Origin of the sequence: Pseudooceanicola spongiae, assembly GCF_014899185.1 — a bacterium.
GTDB classification, from domain to species: Bacteria; Pseudomonadota; Alphaproteobacteria; order Rhodobacterales; family Rhodobacteraceae; genus Pseudooceanicola; species Pseudooceanicola spongiae.
This window is the reverse complement of sequence record NZ_CP045201.1, coordinates 2,965,873-2,981,354: the sequence shown is the minus strand read 5'-3', so window position 1 is coordinate 2,981,354 and position 15,482 is coordinate 2,965,873. Positions and strand designations below refer to the sequence as shown.

Sequence of the window (15,482 nt, the reverse complement as noted above, 5' to 3'; positions counted from 1 at the left end):
TCAGGGGCGCATCGATTGCCCTTCGTGGAACAGGTGGACGTTTTTAGGGTCTGCGGACAGGCCCATGGTCTGACCGCGCAGGCCAGGGTGCACACCGGGCAGTTTGGCGATCAGCGCGGGATCGGTGCCGACGGTCTCGAAGTAGAGCAGGGTGACCTCGCCCAGGGATTCGGTAAAGTCGATGCGGCCGCGGAACAGCGCCTCGCCCTCGGTGACGTCCAGATGCTCGGGGCGGACGCCGATGTTGACGGTCTTGCCCATGTCGGCGTCGGTCGTGGGGATGTCCGAGACGACGAATTCGCCATGCTCCAGCTGCACTTGCGTCTGCGCGCCGGTGGCCGTGATGCGCCCGGGCAGCAGGTTCATCGCGGGTGAGCCGATGAACAGCGCGACCTTTTCGTTGGCGGGATGGCAATAGAGGTCCATCGGCGTGCCGACCTGCGCGATGCCCTTGTCGGCCAGCATGACGATGCGGCTGGCGAGGGTCATCGCCTCGACCTGATCGTGGGTCACGTAGATCATGGTGCGGTCTGGCATCGCCTCTTTCAGGCGGGCGATCTCGATCCGGGTGGCGACGCGCAGGGCCGCATCAAGGTTCGAGAGCGGCTCGTCAAAGAGATAGATCTTGGGGTCGCGCACGATGGAACGGCCAATCGCCACGCGCTGACGCTGACCACCCGAGAGGGCCTTGGGCAGGCGGTCGAGGTAATCCTCCAACTGCAGCACGCGGGCGGCTTCGGAGATGGCCTTATCGATCTCGGCCTTCGATTTCTTCGCCAGTCTCAGCGCAAAGGCCATGTTTTCGCGCACGGTCATGTGCGGGTAGAGCGCATAGCTCTGGAACACCATGGCGATGCCGCGCTGCGCCGGCGGGATGTCGTTCATCCGCTGGCCGTCGATCATCAGGTCGCCGCCGGAGATCTTCTCAAGCCCGGCGATCATCCGCAGCAGGGTCGACTTGCCACAACCGGAGGGGCCGACAAAGACGATCAGCTCGCCCGGCTCGATCTCGAGGTTGATGTCCTTGAGGACGCGCACGGCGCCCCCGTAGGTCTTTTCGACATTGGTGAGTGTGACGTGGGACATGGTTTACACCGCCCTTTTTCGTGCGACCAGAAAGCCCCAACCGGGCAGATCCACGCGGCCCGAGGTCGCCTCGGTCGCGCCGATGATATCCTTCGCCATATTCTCCCACTCGCCCTCGGGGAGGCTGAGCGTGGTGGCGTCGCGGCCCAGATTGAAGGCGCAGAACACCGTCTCGGCGCCGTCGGTGCGCAGGAAGGTCAGCAGATCGCCGGTCGCCTCCATCTCGGACTGGGCGCCGCGCAACAGGGCGTGGCTGTCGTGCCGCATCTGGATGCTGCGGCGATAGTGGTTCAGCATCGAGTCCTTGCGGACCTCCTGCTGATCGACCGCCAGCACGGCCTGAGACGAGCTGATCGGCAGCCACGGCGTGGCAGAGGTAAAGCCGACATGATCGGAGTTCGCCTCCCAGACCATCGGGGTGCGGCAGCCGTCGCGGCCCTTGAATTCAGGCCAGAATTCAATGCCATAGGGGTCTTGCAGCGATTCGTAGGGCACGTCCGCCTCGGGCAGGCCCAGCTCTTCGCCCTGATAGATGCAGGCGGAGCCGCGCAGGCACATCAGCAGCGTGTTGAAGGTCTTGGTGGCGGCGTCGGTCAGCAGCCAGCGCGACGGATGGCGCACGACGTCGTGGTTGGAAAACGCCCAGCAGGCCCAGCCGTCGGCGGCGACGCGGGCGACGTGATCCATGGTGTCCTTGACGAAGGAGGCCGTGGGCGTATCGCCCGACAGCAGCTCGAACGCGTAGCACATGTTCATCAGATCATCGCCGGCGGTGTACTGGCCGAGGATCTCCAGACCCAGCTGTTCGTCCCCGACCTCGCCCACGGCGGCGGCGCCATAGGGCTTCATCACCGCGCGCAGGCGGCGCAGAAACGCGAGGTTTTCGGGGCGCGACTTGTCGTAGAGGTGTTCCTGCCAGTTATAGGGGTTCACGGCGGGCGCGGTCTTGGCGGTGCGCTGTTCGGGTGCAATGGCGGGGTTGTCGCGCAGCTCGGCGTCGTGGGTGTAGAAGTTGATGGTGTCGAGGCGGAAGCCATCGACGCCCCGGTCCAGCCAGAACCGCGCCACGTCCAGAAGCGCCTGCTGCACGGCGGGCGAATGGAAGTTCAGGTCGGGTTGCGAGGTCAGGAAGTTGTGCAGGTAGTACTGCTGGCGGCGCGAATCCCACTGCCAGGCCGAGCCGCCGAAGATCGACAGCCAGTTGTTGGGCGGCGTGCCATCGGGTTTCGCATCGCCCCAGACGTACCAGTTGGACTTGTCGTTATCGCGGCCATTGCGGCTTTCGGCGAACCAGGGGTGCTGGTCCGAGGTATGCGACAGCACGAGGTCGATCATCACGCGCAGGCCAAGGCTGTGGGCGCGTGCCAGCATCGCGTCGAAATCGGCCAGAGCGCCGAACATCGGGTCAATGTCGCAGTAATCCGAAACGTCGTAGCCGAAGTCTTTCATCGGAGAGGTGAAGAACGGCGAGATCCAGATCGCATCGACGCCCAGCGAGGCGACATAGGGCAGGCGGTCGGTGATGCCGGCAAGATCGCCGATGCCATCGCCGTTGCTGTCTTGAAAGCTGCGCGGATAGATCTGGTAGATCACACCGCCGCGCCACCATTCGTTGGCACCAGCCGCTGTGATTTCGGTCGTTGAGGCGAGTTGAGTCGTCATGGAGTGTCCTATTTCACGGATCCGGCCAACAGGCCGCGGACCAGATATTTCTGCATGGCAAAGAAGACAAAGAGCGGCACGGCAATCGACACGAAGGCCGCGGTTGCCAGGATTTCCCAGTTGCCGCCTCGGGTGCCCAGCAGGTCGACGATCTGCGCCGTCATCACCGTTGTCTGCCCGGTGGCGTCGATCAGGAAGACCTTGGCGACCAGTAGGTCATTCCACGTCCACAGGAACTGGAAAATCGCAAAGCTGGCAAGGGCGGGAAACGACAGCGGCAGGATGATCTTGAGGAAGATCTGGAACTCGGTCGCGCCGTCGACGCGGGCATTTTCGATGATATCGCGGGGCAGCCCGGCCATGTAGTTGCGCAACAGGTAGATCGCCATCGGCAGGCCAAACCCGGTATGGGCCAGCCAGACGCCGAGGTAGCCCTTGCCGATGCCGATCGCCAGATGCAGCTTGAGCAGCGGGATCAGTGCCAGTTGCAGCGGCACCACCAGCAGCCCGACGACCAGCGCGATCAGCAGAGCGCGGCCCTTGAAGTCCATCCAGGCCAGAGCATAGGCGGCGAAGGCGGCAATCAGGATCGGAATCACCGTCGCCGGGATCGTCACCGTCATGGTGTTGAAGAAAGCCTTGACCATGCCGTCGGTGTTGCGCCCGCTGAACAGCAGGTTCTTGTAGTTCTCGAACGTCAGCTCGGGCGGGGTGGTGGCAACGACGAAGACACGCTCGCCCCGGCTGCCGGTGAATGCGGCAGGGCCTTCCATGTGGTAGTTGCCGGTCTTGTCGACGGTCAGCGTGGCGCCGTCGTCGATCTCGGCCACGTCACCGGGCTTGTAGGCGCCGATATCGCGCGAAGACGTGCCCCAGGCGGAAATCGTTGCCTCATCCGCGGGGCGGCCATCGGTGACGAAGAGGTTGCCGTCGATGACATACTGCGTGCCCTGCTGCACCTGAGTGTCAGGCGCATCGGTGCGCAGCGTCAGGTTCTGCTCGGAGGGGAACAGGGCGTTCCACCAGCCGTTGGTGGCGATCTGATCCGCCGTGCGGAAGGAGGAGATGAACAGCCCCACGGTGGGAAACAGCCACAGGGCCACGAGCAGCGCGACCGAGATGTGCACGACCCATGTCAGCGAAGATTTGGTTCCGGCGATATTGTCCATGTCTGTCCCTCAGCGCATTTCTTTCCGCGCGTTGCGGACGTTCCAGATCAGGATGGGTGACACCAGCAGCATGATGATCATCGCCGAGGCCGAGCCCACCCCCCAGTCATTGGCGCGGAACAGCTTGTCGAACATGTAGTTCGCCAGCACCTGCGTTTCCCACTGGCCGTTGGTCATGGCGTAGACGATGTCGAAGACCTTGAGCACGATGATGGTGATCGTCGTCCAGACCACAAGGATGGTCGTCATGATCTGCGGCACCTTGATCTTGAAGAAGATCTGGAAGGGGTTCGCGCCGTCGACGATGGCGGCCTCGATGGTCTCTTCAGGGATGCCGCGCAGGGCGGCCGACAGGATTACCATGGCAAAGCCCGTCTGGATCCAGACCAGCACCATCATCAGGAAGAAGTTGTTCCAGAACGGAACCGTCAGCCAGGTCTGCGGTTGGTCGCCGCCGAAATAGATGTAGATCGCGTTCAGCACGCCGATCTGATCCTGATCGATGGGCCGTGCGTCGTAGATCAGCTTCCAGATCACCGCGGCGCCGACAAAGGAAATCGCCATCGGCATGAAGATCAGCGACTTGGCGATGCCGCCCCAGCGGATGCGGTCGGTCAGCTGCGCGGCCAGCAGGCCGAAGGCGGTCGAGGCAGCAGGCACCACGATCAGCCACAGCATGTTGTTGCGCATCGCCTCCCAGAACTTCGGTTCGTTGAACATCTGTTGGTAGTTGCTCAACCCCGCCCAGGTATAGCCGCCGCCCGGCACGCGGTTGGTCAGCGACAGGCGCAGCGTCTCGAACACGGGATAGGCGAGGTAAATGCTCAGCGCGAAAATCGCGGGAAACAGGAACAGCCAGGGCCGGATCAGGTTGGCGCGGTTGATGTTGCGCCCTGCGTTCGGGCCGGTTGGGCGGCAGATCACCTTGTCCAGCAGCAGGTTGGAGAGGTAAAAGTAGCTGATACATCCCCCCAGGCCGACAAGGATCGTAATCAGAGCCTGTAGTGCGGAGTTCATCTTGCCCTTCCCCCTTGCTCGCGGTCCCGAGTCTGCCCCGGGTTACCGAAGTCTTGTTCTTTATGCGCAAAAGGGCAACGCGCTTGTCACGCATTGCCCCTCGCTTGTGGTGGATTACTGCTTGATGGCGTCCCAGGAGGACTGGATTTCATCCGCGACCTGCTGTGCAGGCTTGCCGCCGGTGTAATCGATCATGCCGGTCCAGAAAGACCCCGCGCCCACGGCGCCCGGCATCAGATCCGAGGCGTCAAAGCGGAAGGTCGTGGCCTCCAGCAGGATGTCGTTCATCTTTTTCAGCGTCGGGTCCGAGAAGACCGAGGTGTCGACTGTCTTGAGCGGGGTCAGGAAGCCGTCGAGGGCCATCCAGATTTCATGCGCTTCCGGGGTCTCAAGGTAGGCGATCAGATCGCGTGCGCCCTGGCTGTCGTCGGTGATCGCCCAGAGGGTGCCTGCGCCCAGAACTGGCTGGCCCAGATCCTTGTCGGCATAGGCCGGGAAGTAGAAGAAATCAGCGTCTTCGCCAACCAGCGTGCCTTCGGGGAAGAAGCTGGGGATGAACGACGCCTGATGGTGCATGTAGCACTGCGGCGGCGCCGCGAAGAGGCCCTTGGGGCTGTCGCGGAAGTCGGTCGAAGCCACTGTGCCCGCGCCACCGGAGACCTTGGCATCGTCACGCGCGAACCAGCCGAAATCCTCGATCGCCTGCACGACGCGGGGGTCGTTGAAGGGGATCTCGTTGCTGACCCAGCCGTCGTAGACCTCGGGCGGGTTGTTGCGCAGCATGATGTCCTCGACCCAGTCGGTCGCCGGCCAGCCGGTTGCGCCGCCCGAACCCAGACCGATGCACCACGGGGTTTCGCCGTCAGCGACCATCTTTTCGGTCAGGGCCTTCAGCTCTTCCATGGTTTTGGGCACTTCGTAGCCCGCGTCCTCGAAGTTCTCAGGCACGTACCAGACCAGCGATTTCACATCGACCTTGTAGAAGAAGCCATAGAGCGAGTCGGCGCCATCGGGGCCGGGGTAGGTGCCCAGATCGACCCAGGACTGACCCGCGGCGTAGTTTTCCTTGACCCAATCAGCGGTGCCATCGGGCAGCGGCGTCAGGAAGCCGTCGCGCGCCATATCCTTGGCCAGACCGGGCTGCGGGAAGATCGCGATATTGGGGGCCGAGCCTGCCTCGGCATCGATGCGGATCTGCTGTTCGAAGCTGTCGGAGCCGACATAGGACACCTCATGCCCCGAGGCCTTGGCGAAACCCGCCAGCACCGCTTCGACGTTTTCCTGATCCGGCCCGAGCCATGGGCCGAACACGGTCACCTTCTCGGCATGGGCCGCGCCGGCCATCAGGGCGAGGGCTGCGGTGGCGGTCATCAACGTATTTTTCATTGTTTCTCCTCCCGGTTGCATTGAGCGTGTCATTCTGCCGATCACGACTCAAGCTTCAAAGCGCTTTGAATATCACATTTTAATGTCTACACCGGCGCGTGATGTCAACATGTTGCAGCGATTTCTTTGATTTTCAACATATTCTGGAAGTATTATCTTGAGACATCAACGGGATTGACCTGCTGACCGTTTCGCTTCAAAGAGGATTCTACGCCAATTTTCCAAACCGCTTTGGAGAGACGATGAACCTCAAGACCCTGGCTGAAAACCTGGGGCTGTCGCAAACCACGGTCAGCCGCGCCCTGAACGGCTATCCCGAGGTCAGCGAAGCCACGCGCCAGCGCGTGCAGGATGCCGCTGTCCGGTTCAACTACCGGCCCAACAGCCGTGCCAAGGGGCTGGCAACCGGGCGCTCGATGGTGGTGGCGCAGATCGTGCCCGGCTCCTCCGAGCATGAGATGGTGAACCCGATCTTCGGCGATTTCGTCGGCGGCGCAACCGAAGCGCTGGCGCGGTTCGGCTATGACATGATGATCACCCGGGTGCTGGAGGACGATCAGGACAAGATCTACCGCGAGCTGCACGCGCGCGGCGCGGTCGACGGGGTGATCCTGCAGGGCCCGTCGGTCGAGGATGCGCGTATCCCGCTGCTGAACGACATCGGCATGCCCTATATCGTGCATGGCCGCTCGACCGGGATGACTGCGCCCTACAGTTGGGTCGACGTCAACAACCGCCGCTCGTTCCGGCGGGCGACGCAGTTTCTGACGGACCTTGGCCATCGCCGCATCGGGCTGATCAACGGCTTGGAATATATGGACTTTGCCCACCGCCGTCGACAGGGCTACTGCGAGGCGCTGGAGGCTGTGGGCGTGGCCGAAGACCCCGCCCTGCTGTGCAGCGCCGATATGACCGAGGGCTATGGCTACCGCGAGACGCGGCGCATGCTGGCGCTGGATAATCCGCCGACGGCGATCCTGTCGGCCTCAATGCTGTCGGCCATCGGCATTCGCCGCGCCATTCAGGACTGCGGGCTGGTCATGGGGCGCGATGTCTCGGTGATCACCCATGACGACGACCTGTCCTATCTGCGCAACGGCGAGGACATCCCGATTTTCACGGCCACGCGGTCTTCTGTCCGCGCGGCGGGCGCCATTCTGGCCGAACAGCTGATCTCTCTGATCGCCGAGCCGGACCACGCCCCCATTCAACACATGCTTGAGGCAGAGCTGGTTGTCGGTGCCTCCACCGGACCGGCCCCTAGGAGGACCTGATGAATTTCACCCGCAAGGATTTCCCCGACGGATTCATGTTCGGAACCGCGACCTCGTCCTATCAGATCGAAGGCCATGCCTTCGGCGGGGCAGGGCGCACCCATTGGGATGATTTCGCCGCCACCCCCGGCAACGTCGTGCGGGCCGAAAACGGGGATCGCGGCTGCGAGCATTACCTGCGTTATGAGGCCGATCTGGATCTGGTCGCCGCCGCCGGTTTCGACAGCTACCGCTTTTCCACCAGCTGGGCGCGGGTCATGCCCGAGGGCCGCGGACAGGTGAACGCCGAGGGCCTCGATTTCTACGACCGCCTGACCGATGCAATGCTGGAGCGCAACATCAAGCCCTGCGCGACGCTGTACCACTGGGAGCTGCCTTCGCCCCTCGCCGACCTTGGCGGCTGGCGCAACCGCGACGTGGCCAGCTGGTTTGGCGATTTCACCGAAGTCATCATGGGCCGCATCGGCGACCGGATGCACAACGTCGCCCCGATCAACGAGCCCTGGTGCGTCGGCTGGCTGAGCCACTTCCTCGGCCATCATGCGCCGGGTCTGCGCGACATTCGCGCCACGGCCCGCGCCATGCACCACGTGCTGCTTGCCCATGGCCGCGCGATCGAGACGATGCGCGGGCTGGGGATGAACAACCTCGGCGCGGTGTTCAACATGGAATGGGCCGATCCGGCCACCGACACGCCTGAGGCGCAAAAGGCGGCGACCCTCTATGACGCCTATTACAACCGGTTCTTCCTCGGCGGGGTCTTCAAGAAGGAATATCCGGCGGAAGTGATGGAGGGCTTTGCCCCGCACATGCCCGAGGGCTGGCAGGACGATTTCGACACAATTGCGGCGCCGCTCGACTGGTGCGGGGTGAATTATTACACCCGCAAGCTGATCGGCCCCGATAACGGCCCGTGGCCGCACCATCACGAGGTTGAGGGCCCGCTGCCGAAAACCCAGATGGGGTGGGAGATCTACCCGGAGGGCCTGTATCATTTCCTCAAGCGGACGGCGGATGAGTATACCGGCGATCTGCCGCTTTACGTCACGGAAAATGGCATGGCGAATGGGGATGAGATCCTCAACGGTGCGGTCAGCGATCCCGAGCGGATCGATTACCTGAACAAGCACATCGCGCAGGTCAAACGCGCGGTTGAGGATGGTGTGCCCGTCAACGGCTACTTCGTGTGGTCGCTGATGGACAATTACGAGTGGTCGCTTGGGTATGAAAAGCGCTTCGGTCTGGTCCATGTCGATTTCGACACGATGGAGCGGACACCGAAGGCCTCCTACTACGCGATGCAGGAGGCGCTGACATAATCTCTGATACGTCATGGGATTGAGCAAAGGGGCCGTGCGGCATTTGCATGGCCCCTTTGTTTGTCGTGTCGGGTCGCTCAGTCTCGTCCTTTTTCTTGCTTCGTCAAAACGCTCAGGAACGTCGTTGGACTTTTTGTTTCGTCAGGACGTTCAGGAACGTCCTTAGACCTTTTGTTTTTTCAGGACGTTCAAGAGCGTCCTTTCCAAGGCACCAGAACCCGCTCGCACCAGCGCATCAGGATATCGATGCCAAAGCCGATGATGCCGATCAGGATGATGCCCATCAGCACGATATCGGTGTTCTGGAACTTGGACGCGACCATGATCATCATGCCCGCACCCTTCTCGGCCGCCACCAGCTCGGCTGCGACGACGGTGCCCCAGCAGACGCCCATGGCGACACGCGCGCCGGTGAAGATCTCTGGCAGCGAATTTGGCACAATCACATAGCGCATGATCTGCGCCTTGGACGCGCCCAATGAATAGGCCGCGTGCACCTTGGCGATATCGACGCCCGAGACCCCGGCCCGCGCCGCAATCGCCATGATCCAGAGCGCGGCGAGGAACAGCAGGATGATCTTGCCGCCCTCTCCGATGCCCGCCCAGATGATGACCAGCGGGATCAGGGCCAGCGGCGGCACGGGGCGCATGAATTCGACAATCGGGTCGAACCAGCCGCGAAACCAGTTCGATAGGCCCATGGCATAGCCCAGCGGAATGCCGATCACCGCCCCCAGCAGAAAGCCCGACACAACCCGGAACAGCGAAGACCCGAGGTGCTCCAGCAGGGTGTAGTTGCGAAACCCGGTCGAGGCGATCTCGACGAAACGTTTGAACACGGCCTCGGGGGCGGGCAGCCAGATCGGCTCCATCTGCCAGCCGGGGTTCGGCTCGACGTTGAGGGTGCCACGCTGCGACATGCCGATGCGGGCGAAGTCGGTCTTGACCTCGCCGCCGGGCTCCAGCGGCTGGCCGTTGACGGCGACGACCTTGGCGCCGCCTTCGCGCGTCACCTCGTCGTTCTCATCGACGCGGATCAGCGAGCTGCGGTAGGTGGCAATCGCCATGCTGTCGTTCTTTGCGAAGCCTTCGCCCGGATCGACCGCGATGGCATCCTTGTCCTCGGCATTGGGCAGCACGGTGACGCTGACCTCGCCGTCGTCGCGCTGCCCGTCCGGGGCCTCGGTTGTATAGGTAAAGGTTCCCGTGCCGGTGAACGGCCCCGGCATATGCAGAAAGTCCGGCAGCATGACCGAGCCGGTGAAGCTGGCCCAGAGCAGGAAGATGGCGAAGATCGAAAAGAATGACGCCCTCCGGTCCGCGACAACCGCGCTTTCATCGCCAAAGGTCACCGTCTTGCGGGCGATGAAGCCGGTTTTCGTCATATTGCCGGTCAGCAGTTTGACGATGCCGAGGGTCAGCAGGAAAAACCCGACATAGAGCAGGAGGGGGATCATACTGCGGCCTCCGCGTTGCCCATGATTTCTTCTTCCATGTCCCAGATCAGTGACAGGATCTCTTCGCGTTTGGGGGCGAAATCGGGGTGTTTCTTGACCTCGCGCAGGTCCATCGCGACGCCCATGTCGGCGAAGGGCAGGCGATATTCGGAATGGATGCGCCCGGGGCGCGGCGCCATGACCAGCAGGCGTTCGCCCAGCAGCAGCGCTTCCTCGACCGAGTGGGTGATCAGGATGATGGTCTTGCCGGTTTCTTTCCAGAGCTTGAGCACGAGGCTCTGCATCTTTTCGCGCGTCAGCGCGTCCAGCGCGCCCAGCGGTTCGTCCATCAGGATCACGTCGGGATGGTTGGCAAGGCAACGGGCGAGGGCGACGCGCTGCTGCATGCCGCCCGACAGCTCGTATATCGCCTTTTCCTTGAAGTCGCGCAGGCCGACGACGTTCAGCAGGTGGTCGACCTCTTCAGCGTAGTCCTTGGGCTTTTGCCCCTTCATGCGGGGCCCGAAGCTGACGTTGTCGCGCACGTTCATCCATTCAAACAGCGCGCCCTTCTGGAACACCATGCCACGTTCGCGGCTGGGGCCATGCACCGGCGTGTCGTTCAGGGTGATCTTGCCCGAGGTCGGGGCCAGAAAGCCCGCCACGATGTTCAAAAGCGTGCTCTTGCCGCAGCCCGAGGGGCCGAGCACGGTCAGGATTTCGCCCTGCGCAATCTTCAGGGAGACATCCTTGAGCGCCTGAACCGCCGTGCCGTTGGGCAGCTCGAAGCGCATGGAAATTCGGTCAATCGACAATCCGGTCATATCCGGCCTCCGGGGGACGTTTGGGGGCGTGGCCTGATGGGGCCGCAAGGTGCGGACCCGCCGGAGCGGGCCCGCGATCGGATCACTCGGTCGCGGCCATTTTCAGCGGCTCGATATTGACGTTGCCGGCGTAGCTGTCGCGCGCGCCAGAGATGCTGCCCGCTTCGACAAAGACATCCGCGACGCCCTTCATGAAGGTCTGCACACCGCCGTCGAACCACTTGGCGCTCAGCTGCTCTTGGATGCTGGGGAATTCCATGGTGGCGATGGCCGAGCGGGCGGCCTCAAGATCCATACCGGAGTCATCGGCGATGACTTTCAGCATCGCGTCACCTTCGTCACCGGCGTTCCAGCGGGTGTTGGCATCTGCGGTCACGCCAAGGAATTTCGCCACAAGATCAGGGTATTCCGCGACAAAACCCGCAGGGGCCGAGGTCACGTCGAACACCAGAATGCCGAGGTCTTCCTTTTCCTTGCCGGTCAGCAGGACGTTGCCATGCTCTTTCATCCGCGCCAGACCGCCGCCGTAGCCGCAGGCGAAATCAACCGCGCCCTGCGACAGGGCGACAGCGCCTTCGGGCGGCGCCATGTCGACAATGCTGAGGCTGGAGAGGTCGATGCCGAAGTGATCCATCTGGCGCAGAAAGCCATAGTGCGCAGCGGTTCCCAGCGGTACGGCGACCTTCTTGCCCGCCAGATCGCCCGCGTTGGTCTTGTCGATTTCCAGTTTGCTGGAGACGACGCAGTTGTCATTGTCGGAATAGGACACGGCGACATCCAGCGCCGCCAGATCCTGCCCGGCCGAGGCCGCGACGACGAAGGGCGGCACGCCCTGACTGACCGCGATCTGCACATCGCCCGAGGCCATGGCCGCGCTCATCGCGGTGCCGGTTTCAAAGCTGACCCAGTTGACCTTGAGGCCGAGGACGTCGTCATAGGTGCCAAGCGCCTTCGGCTCCATCATCGGTAGCGGCCATTCCAGGAAATAGCCGACGGTGATCTGGTCCAGCCCCTGCGCCAGCGTGGCCGGGGCGTTGAGGGTCAGGGCGGACAGGGCGAGGGCGGTGCCCGAAAGCAATGTCGCGAGGGGTCTCTTCATGGTGTGCTCCTGTTGGGTGCATGTCGTCCGCCGGATGGCTTGCGTCTTGTGCGGATGCGCGCAGGGCCGATCCGGGGATGGGGGATGTGTCTATCGCATTGCGGAACTTTGGTTCTGTATGATAAAACCTGAGGGGCGGGTCAGCCTCAGTCAACCTTAACCTGCGTCCCGGGGCGGTGCCTTTTGCCCGAATGCCTCGCCTTTCCGCAGCCCGGGCGCGCGTCCTGCAATGTAGTAGAGCACGGAGGCCGAGGATGGCCCGTTCCAGCGAGAGTTCGATCGTCACCAAATGCGCGCAGATCATGGATGTGCTGTCGCACTCGCGCGGGCCAATGGGGTTTTCCGAGATCGTGGCGCAGACCGGCTTTGTCAAAAGCTCCTGTCATCGTATCCTTGCGGTGCTGCAGGGCGAAGAGCTGATCGACTACGACAAGGCCTCGCGCACCTATAAAACCGGCGCAAGGCTGCACGATTGGGCGCGTTCGGCCTGGCGGCGGATTGATCTGCAGCAGATCGCCAGCGACATCATGCTGCGCCTCAGTGACGAGACCGGCATGAACGTGGCGCTGTCGGTGCTGGACGGCGACACCATCCTGTATCTGCGCACCGTCGATCAGATGCCCGTCCGCTATGCCGCCCATCCCGGCGACCACGCGCCGCTGCATTGCACGGCGGCGGGCAAGGTCTTTCTGGCCCATCTGCCTGCCGCGCGCCGCGACGCGCTGATGGCCGCGATGCCCTATGAGCGGCTCACCGAGTTTACCAAGGTGAGCGCCGAAGATGTCGCCGCCGAATTCCCCGCCATCCTGCGCACCGGCTATGGCCGCGCGGTGCAGGAGGAGTATCTGCCGGTCATCGGTCTGGCTGCGCCGATCTGGAACGCACAGGATCAGGTGACCGCCTGCCTGAACGTCTGGACGATGATCGACCTTGCCTCTGCGGCCGAGGTCGAGGGGCAGGCGCAGCGCCTCATTGCCGCCACGCGCCAGGTTTCGCGCCAGCTTGGATGGCAGGCAAGCCATCCGCCGCCTGCGCCCGGGTCCCTCCCTTGACGCCCCTTGCGATTGTTCCGAATAGTGAGGGGGCAAATTCCCTAAAGCGAGAGTTGTATGTCTGACCGTCCGGTGCCCTGTCCCACTTGGCCCAACTCTCTCTGGAAGGCGACTGCGGGGGCGCAGGAGCTCAACCCAGCCTTGCAAGGCGATCTTCAGGCGGATGTGACGGTGATCGGCGCGGGCTTCACCGGCCTGCGCTGTGCGCTGACGCTGGCCGAGGCGGGCTGTCGCGTCGTGGTGCTGGACACAGGCGATGTCGGCTGGGGGGCTTCGGGGCGCAATGGCGGGCAGGTCAACCCGATGCTGCCGCATAACACGCCGGAAATGCTGCAAAAAATCCTCGGGCCGACGTATTTTGAGCGGCTGACCCAGGCCTCCCTCACCTCGGCGGATGAGCTGTTTGCGATGATCCGTCAGTACGGCATCAACTGCAGGCCGCGTCAGGCGGGCTGGCTGCGGGTGAACCACAACGACGCCGCGCGGCGCAAGTCCGAGGCCGGGGTCGCGGCGTGGAATACCTTCGGTGCGGGCATGTATCATGTCGAGGGTGCCGAGCTGCTGCGCATCGCGGGCACCGATCGCTATCCCTCGGGGGTGGTCACGCCGCGGGGCGGAGCAGTGCAGCCGCTGATGCTGGCGCGCGGTGTGGCGGCTGCGGCAAAATCGCGCGGTGTGATGATCCACGGGCAAAGCCCGGTGACGGCGCTGCGCAAGGACGGCGCGGTCTGGACGGCCAGCACCCCCGAAGGGGCGGTGACCTCCGACTGGGTTGTGGTGGCGACGAATGGCTATAGCGGGGCGCTGCTGCCCGACCTTGCCGCCAGCGTGCTGCCACTGACGCCGATCCAGATCGCCACCGGCCCGCTGCCGGAGGGGCTGATCGACGCGATCCTGCCGGAAGGACACACCATCTCGGACAGCCGCCGTGTCATCATGTACGCCCGCCGCGAGGCTGACAATCGCATGGTCTATGGCGGCGTCGGCACGCCCGCGAAAGGCGGTGACTTCGGCGGGTTCGAGTGGCTGATGCAGGATGCCGAGCGGGTGTTTCCGCAGCTCAAGGGCGTGCGCTGGCGCTATCGCTGGGGTGGGCGCGTCGCTGTGACCGACGATCACCTGCCGCATCTGCACGAACCGCGTCCGGGCATGCTGGTCGGCATGGGCTATAACGGGCGCGGCGTTGCGCTGTCGCATGTCATGGGGCGGGTGCTGGCGGAACGCATTCTGGGCGCTGCGCCCGACTCACTGGCGTTTCCGGTCACGCAGGCCCGCAGCTTTCCCTTCGGGCGCACCAAGCGCATGGGGCTTCGCGCCGCGGTGCGGCTGATGAAGCTGATGGATCATATCGAAATGCGCTGAACCGTGACCGGCGCTGCGGTTTCGCAAGGACCGCAGCGGTCGAATGCGGGCCTCAGCCCGCGTTCACGGCGATGCTGTTCAGCCCGTCTTCGGGCGGCAGGGTCGGCAGGGGGCGCGCGGCCAGATCCTGCGCGACCTCGGCGCTCAGCCCGACCATGCAGAGCAGCCGCACCGCCGCATCCGACATCGCCGAGGCGGGCAGATCGCCATGGCTGACCGACAGCCCGATGCCGACGATGGCATGGGTGGTCAGCCGCCAGGTCAGCGCCGCATCCCCCGGCGACAACCGCCCGGAGCCCGCGCCCTGTTTCAGCAAGTCTATGGCAAACGGGCCAATTCTGCGGAACATGACGTCCGCCACAATGCCCGAGCGGTTCAGCAATTGCCGCCAGCGTTCGTCATTCGTGGCGGTTTCAAGGACGGTCAGCAGCGCCACCGCATAGACATGCGCAGGGTCGGCAAAGTCACCTGTGGCCGTTTCGACGCGCAGCGCGAGATCCTGCATGATCTCCTCCAGCACGGCGACGGCAAGGTCATCTTTTGAGCGGAAATAGTTGTAGACGGTGCCCGCCCCGACATCGGCACGGTCCGCAATCTCCAGCATGGTCGCCGCATCGATGCCTTTTTCGGACATCACATCGCTCGCGGCGCGAATCAGCGCCTCGCGATTGCGTCTTTGTCGCCGCGCAACGCGACCTTCTTTCAGGTTTTCACCCGTGATCTCAGCCATTCAAATCGCCCTCATGAAAGTGAACGATATTCAAGCTTGAGGGGCCTCGCAAGTGAATGATGTCCG

General features: G+C 63.5%; 13 protein-coding genes. 4 read left to right on the top strand and 9 right to left on the bottom strand.

Features of this window, described 5'->3' with window-relative positions:
• The 5 genes from F3W81_RS14080 to F3W81_RS14060 form a co-directional block, all read right to left on the bottom strand.
• Complete coding sequence (locus F3W81_RS14080; RefSeq protein ID WP_193079766.1) at positions 1–1,086, bottom strand: ABC transporter ATP-binding protein; 1,086 nt, start codon at positions 1,084–1,086, stop codon at positions 1–3.
• A gap of 3 nt (positions 1,087–1,089) precedes the next feature.
• Entirely contained in the window at positions 1,090–2,748 is a 1,659-nt protein-coding gene (locus F3W81_RS14075) for an alpha-glucosidase (RefSeq protein WP_193079765.1), read from the bottom strand.
• A gap of 8 nt (positions 2,749–2,756) precedes the next feature.
• Positions 2,757–3,917 (bottom strand): carbohydrate ABC transporter permease, encoded by a 1,161-nt coding sequence (locus F3W81_RS14070; RefSeq protein WP_193079764.1) that lies wholly within the window; start codon positions 3,915–3,917, stop codon positions 2,757–2,759.
• 9 nt (positions 3,918–3,926) lie between these two features.
• Positions 3,927–4,934 (bottom strand): carbohydrate ABC transporter permease, encoded by a 1,008-nt coding sequence (locus F3W81_RS14065; RefSeq protein ID WP_193079763.1) that lies wholly within the window; start codon positions 4,932–4,934, stop codon positions 3,927–3,929.
• Positions 4,935–5,048: 114 nt separating this feature from the next.
• On the bottom strand, positions 5,049–6,320 hold the full coding sequence (locus tag F3W81_RS14060; RefSeq protein WP_193079762.1) for an ABC transporter substrate-binding protein: 1,272 nt from the start codon (positions 6,318–6,320) through the stop codon (positions 5,049–5,051).
• A gap of 242 nt (positions 6,321–6,562) precedes the next feature.
• On the opposite strand from F3W81_RS14060, the gene F3W81_RS14055 reads away from it, so the two are divergent.
• Together F3W81_RS14055 and F3W81_RS14050 are read left to right on the top strand one after the other, a co-directional pair.
• Positions 6,563–7,594, top strand: a complete 1,032-nt coding sequence (locus tag F3W81_RS14055) for a LacI family DNA-binding transcriptional regulator (protein WP_193079761.1) — start codon at positions 6,563–6,565, stop codon at positions 7,592–7,594.
• Positions 7,594–8,913, top strand: a complete 1,320-nt coding sequence (locus tag F3W81_RS14050) for a GH1 family beta-glucosidase (protein WP_193079760.1) — start codon at positions 7,594–7,596, stop codon at positions 8,911–8,913. Before F3W81_RS14055 ends, F3W81_RS14050 begins: the two co-directional genes overlap by 1 nt.
• Before the next feature lie 188 nt (positions 8,914–9,101).
• Here the strand turns inward: F3W81_RS14050 and F3W81_RS14045 are convergent, their stop codons facing one another.
• The 3 genes from F3W81_RS14045 to F3W81_RS14035 all read right to left on the bottom strand — a co-directional run bounded on the left by F3W81_RS14045 (position 9,102) and on the right by F3W81_RS14035 (position 12,272).
• Positions 9,102–10,370, bottom strand: coding sequence for an ABC transporter permease (locus F3W81_RS14045; RefSeq protein ID WP_193079759.1), 1,269 nt, complete (start codon positions 10,368–10,370; stop codon positions 9,102–9,104).
• Positions 10,367–11,173, bottom strand: a complete 807-nt coding sequence (locus F3W81_RS14040) for a taurine ABC transporter ATP-binding protein (protein WP_193079758.1) — start codon at positions 11,171–11,173, stop codon at positions 10,367–10,369. Before F3W81_RS14040 ends, F3W81_RS14045 begins: the two co-directional genes overlap by 4 nt.
• An 82-nt stretch (positions 11,174–11,255) precedes the next feature.
• Entirely contained in the window at positions 11,256–12,272 is a 1,017-nt protein-coding gene (locus F3W81_RS14035; protein ID WP_193079757.1) for a taurine ABC transporter substrate-binding protein, read from the bottom strand.
• Positions 12,273–12,526: 254 nt separating this feature from the next.
• On the opposite strand from F3W81_RS14035, the gene F3W81_RS14030 reads away from it, so the two are divergent.
• The gene (locus F3W81_RS14030; protein WP_193079756.1) at positions 12,527–13,324 is read left to right on the top strand and encodes an IclR family transcriptional regulator; all 798 of its coding nucleotides are present in this window, start codon (positions 12,527–12,529) and stop codon (positions 13,322–13,324) included.
• A gap of 57 nt (positions 13,325–13,381) precedes the next feature.
• Entirely contained in the window at positions 13,382–14,686 is a 1,305-nt protein-coding gene (locus tag F3W81_RS14025; protein WP_193079755.1) for an NAD(P)/FAD-dependent oxidoreductase, read from the top strand.
• A 52-nt stretch (positions 14,687–14,738) separates the two neighbouring features.
• Here the strand turns inward: F3W81_RS14025 and F3W81_RS14020 are convergent, their stop codons facing one another.
• The gene (locus tag F3W81_RS14020) at positions 14,739–15,416 is read right to left on the bottom strand and encodes a TetR/AcrR family transcriptional regulator (RefSeq protein ID WP_193079754.1); all 678 of its coding nucleotides are present in this window, start codon (positions 15,414–15,416) and stop codon (positions 14,739–14,741) included.
• Between the last annotated feature and the right edge of the window lie 66 nt (positions 15,417–15,482).

Coding starts and splice junctions, on each gene's coding strand:
- F3W81_RS14080 (WP_193079766.1), bottom strand. CDS start 1,086: ATGTCCCACGTCACACTCACCAATGTCGAAAAGACCTACGGGGGCGCC.
- F3W81_RS14075 (WP_193079765.1), bottom strand. CDS start 2,748: ATGACGACTCAACTCGCCTCAACGACCGAAATCACAGCGGCTGGTGCC.
- F3W81_RS14070 (WP_193079764.1), bottom strand. CDS start 3,917: ATGGACAATATCGCCGGAACCAAATCTTCGCTGACATGGGTCGTGCAC.
- F3W81_RS14065 (WP_193079763.1), bottom strand. CDS start 4,934: ATGAACTCCGCACTACAGGCTCTGATTACGATCCTTGTCGGCCTGGGG.
- F3W81_RS14060 (WP_193079762.1), bottom strand. CDS start 6,320: ATGAAAAATACGTTGATGACCGCCACCGCAGCCCTCGCCCTGATGGCC.
- F3W81_RS14055 (WP_193079761.1), top strand. CDS start 6,563: ATGAACCTCAAGACCCTGGCTGAAAACCTGGGGCTGTCGCAAACCACG.
- F3W81_RS14050 (WP_193079760.1), top strand. CDS start 7,594: ATGAATTTCACCCGCAAGGATTTCCCCGACGGATTCATGTTCGGAACC.
- F3W81_RS14045 (WP_193079759.1), bottom strand. CDS start 10,370: ATGATCCCCCTCCTGCTCTATGTCGGGTTTTTCCTGCTGACCCTCGGC.
- F3W81_RS14040 (WP_193079758.1), bottom strand. CDS start 11,173: ATGACCGGATTGTCGATTGACCGAATTTCCATGCGCTTCGAGCTGCCC.
- F3W81_RS14035 (WP_193079757.1), bottom strand. CDS start 12,272: ATGAAGAGACCCCTCGCGACATTGCTTTCGGGCACCGCCCTCGCCCTG.
- F3W81_RS14030 (WP_193079756.1), top strand. CDS start 12,527: ATGGCCCGTTCCAGCGAGAGTTCGATCGTCACCAAATGCGCGCAGATC.
- F3W81_RS14025 (WP_193079755.1), top strand. CDS start 13,382: ATGTCTGACCGTCCGGTGCCCTGTCCCACTTGGCCCAACTCTCTCTGG.
- F3W81_RS14020 (WP_193079754.1), bottom strand. CDS start 15,416: ATGGCTGAGATCACGGGTGAAAACCTGAAAGAAGGTCGCGTTGCGCGG.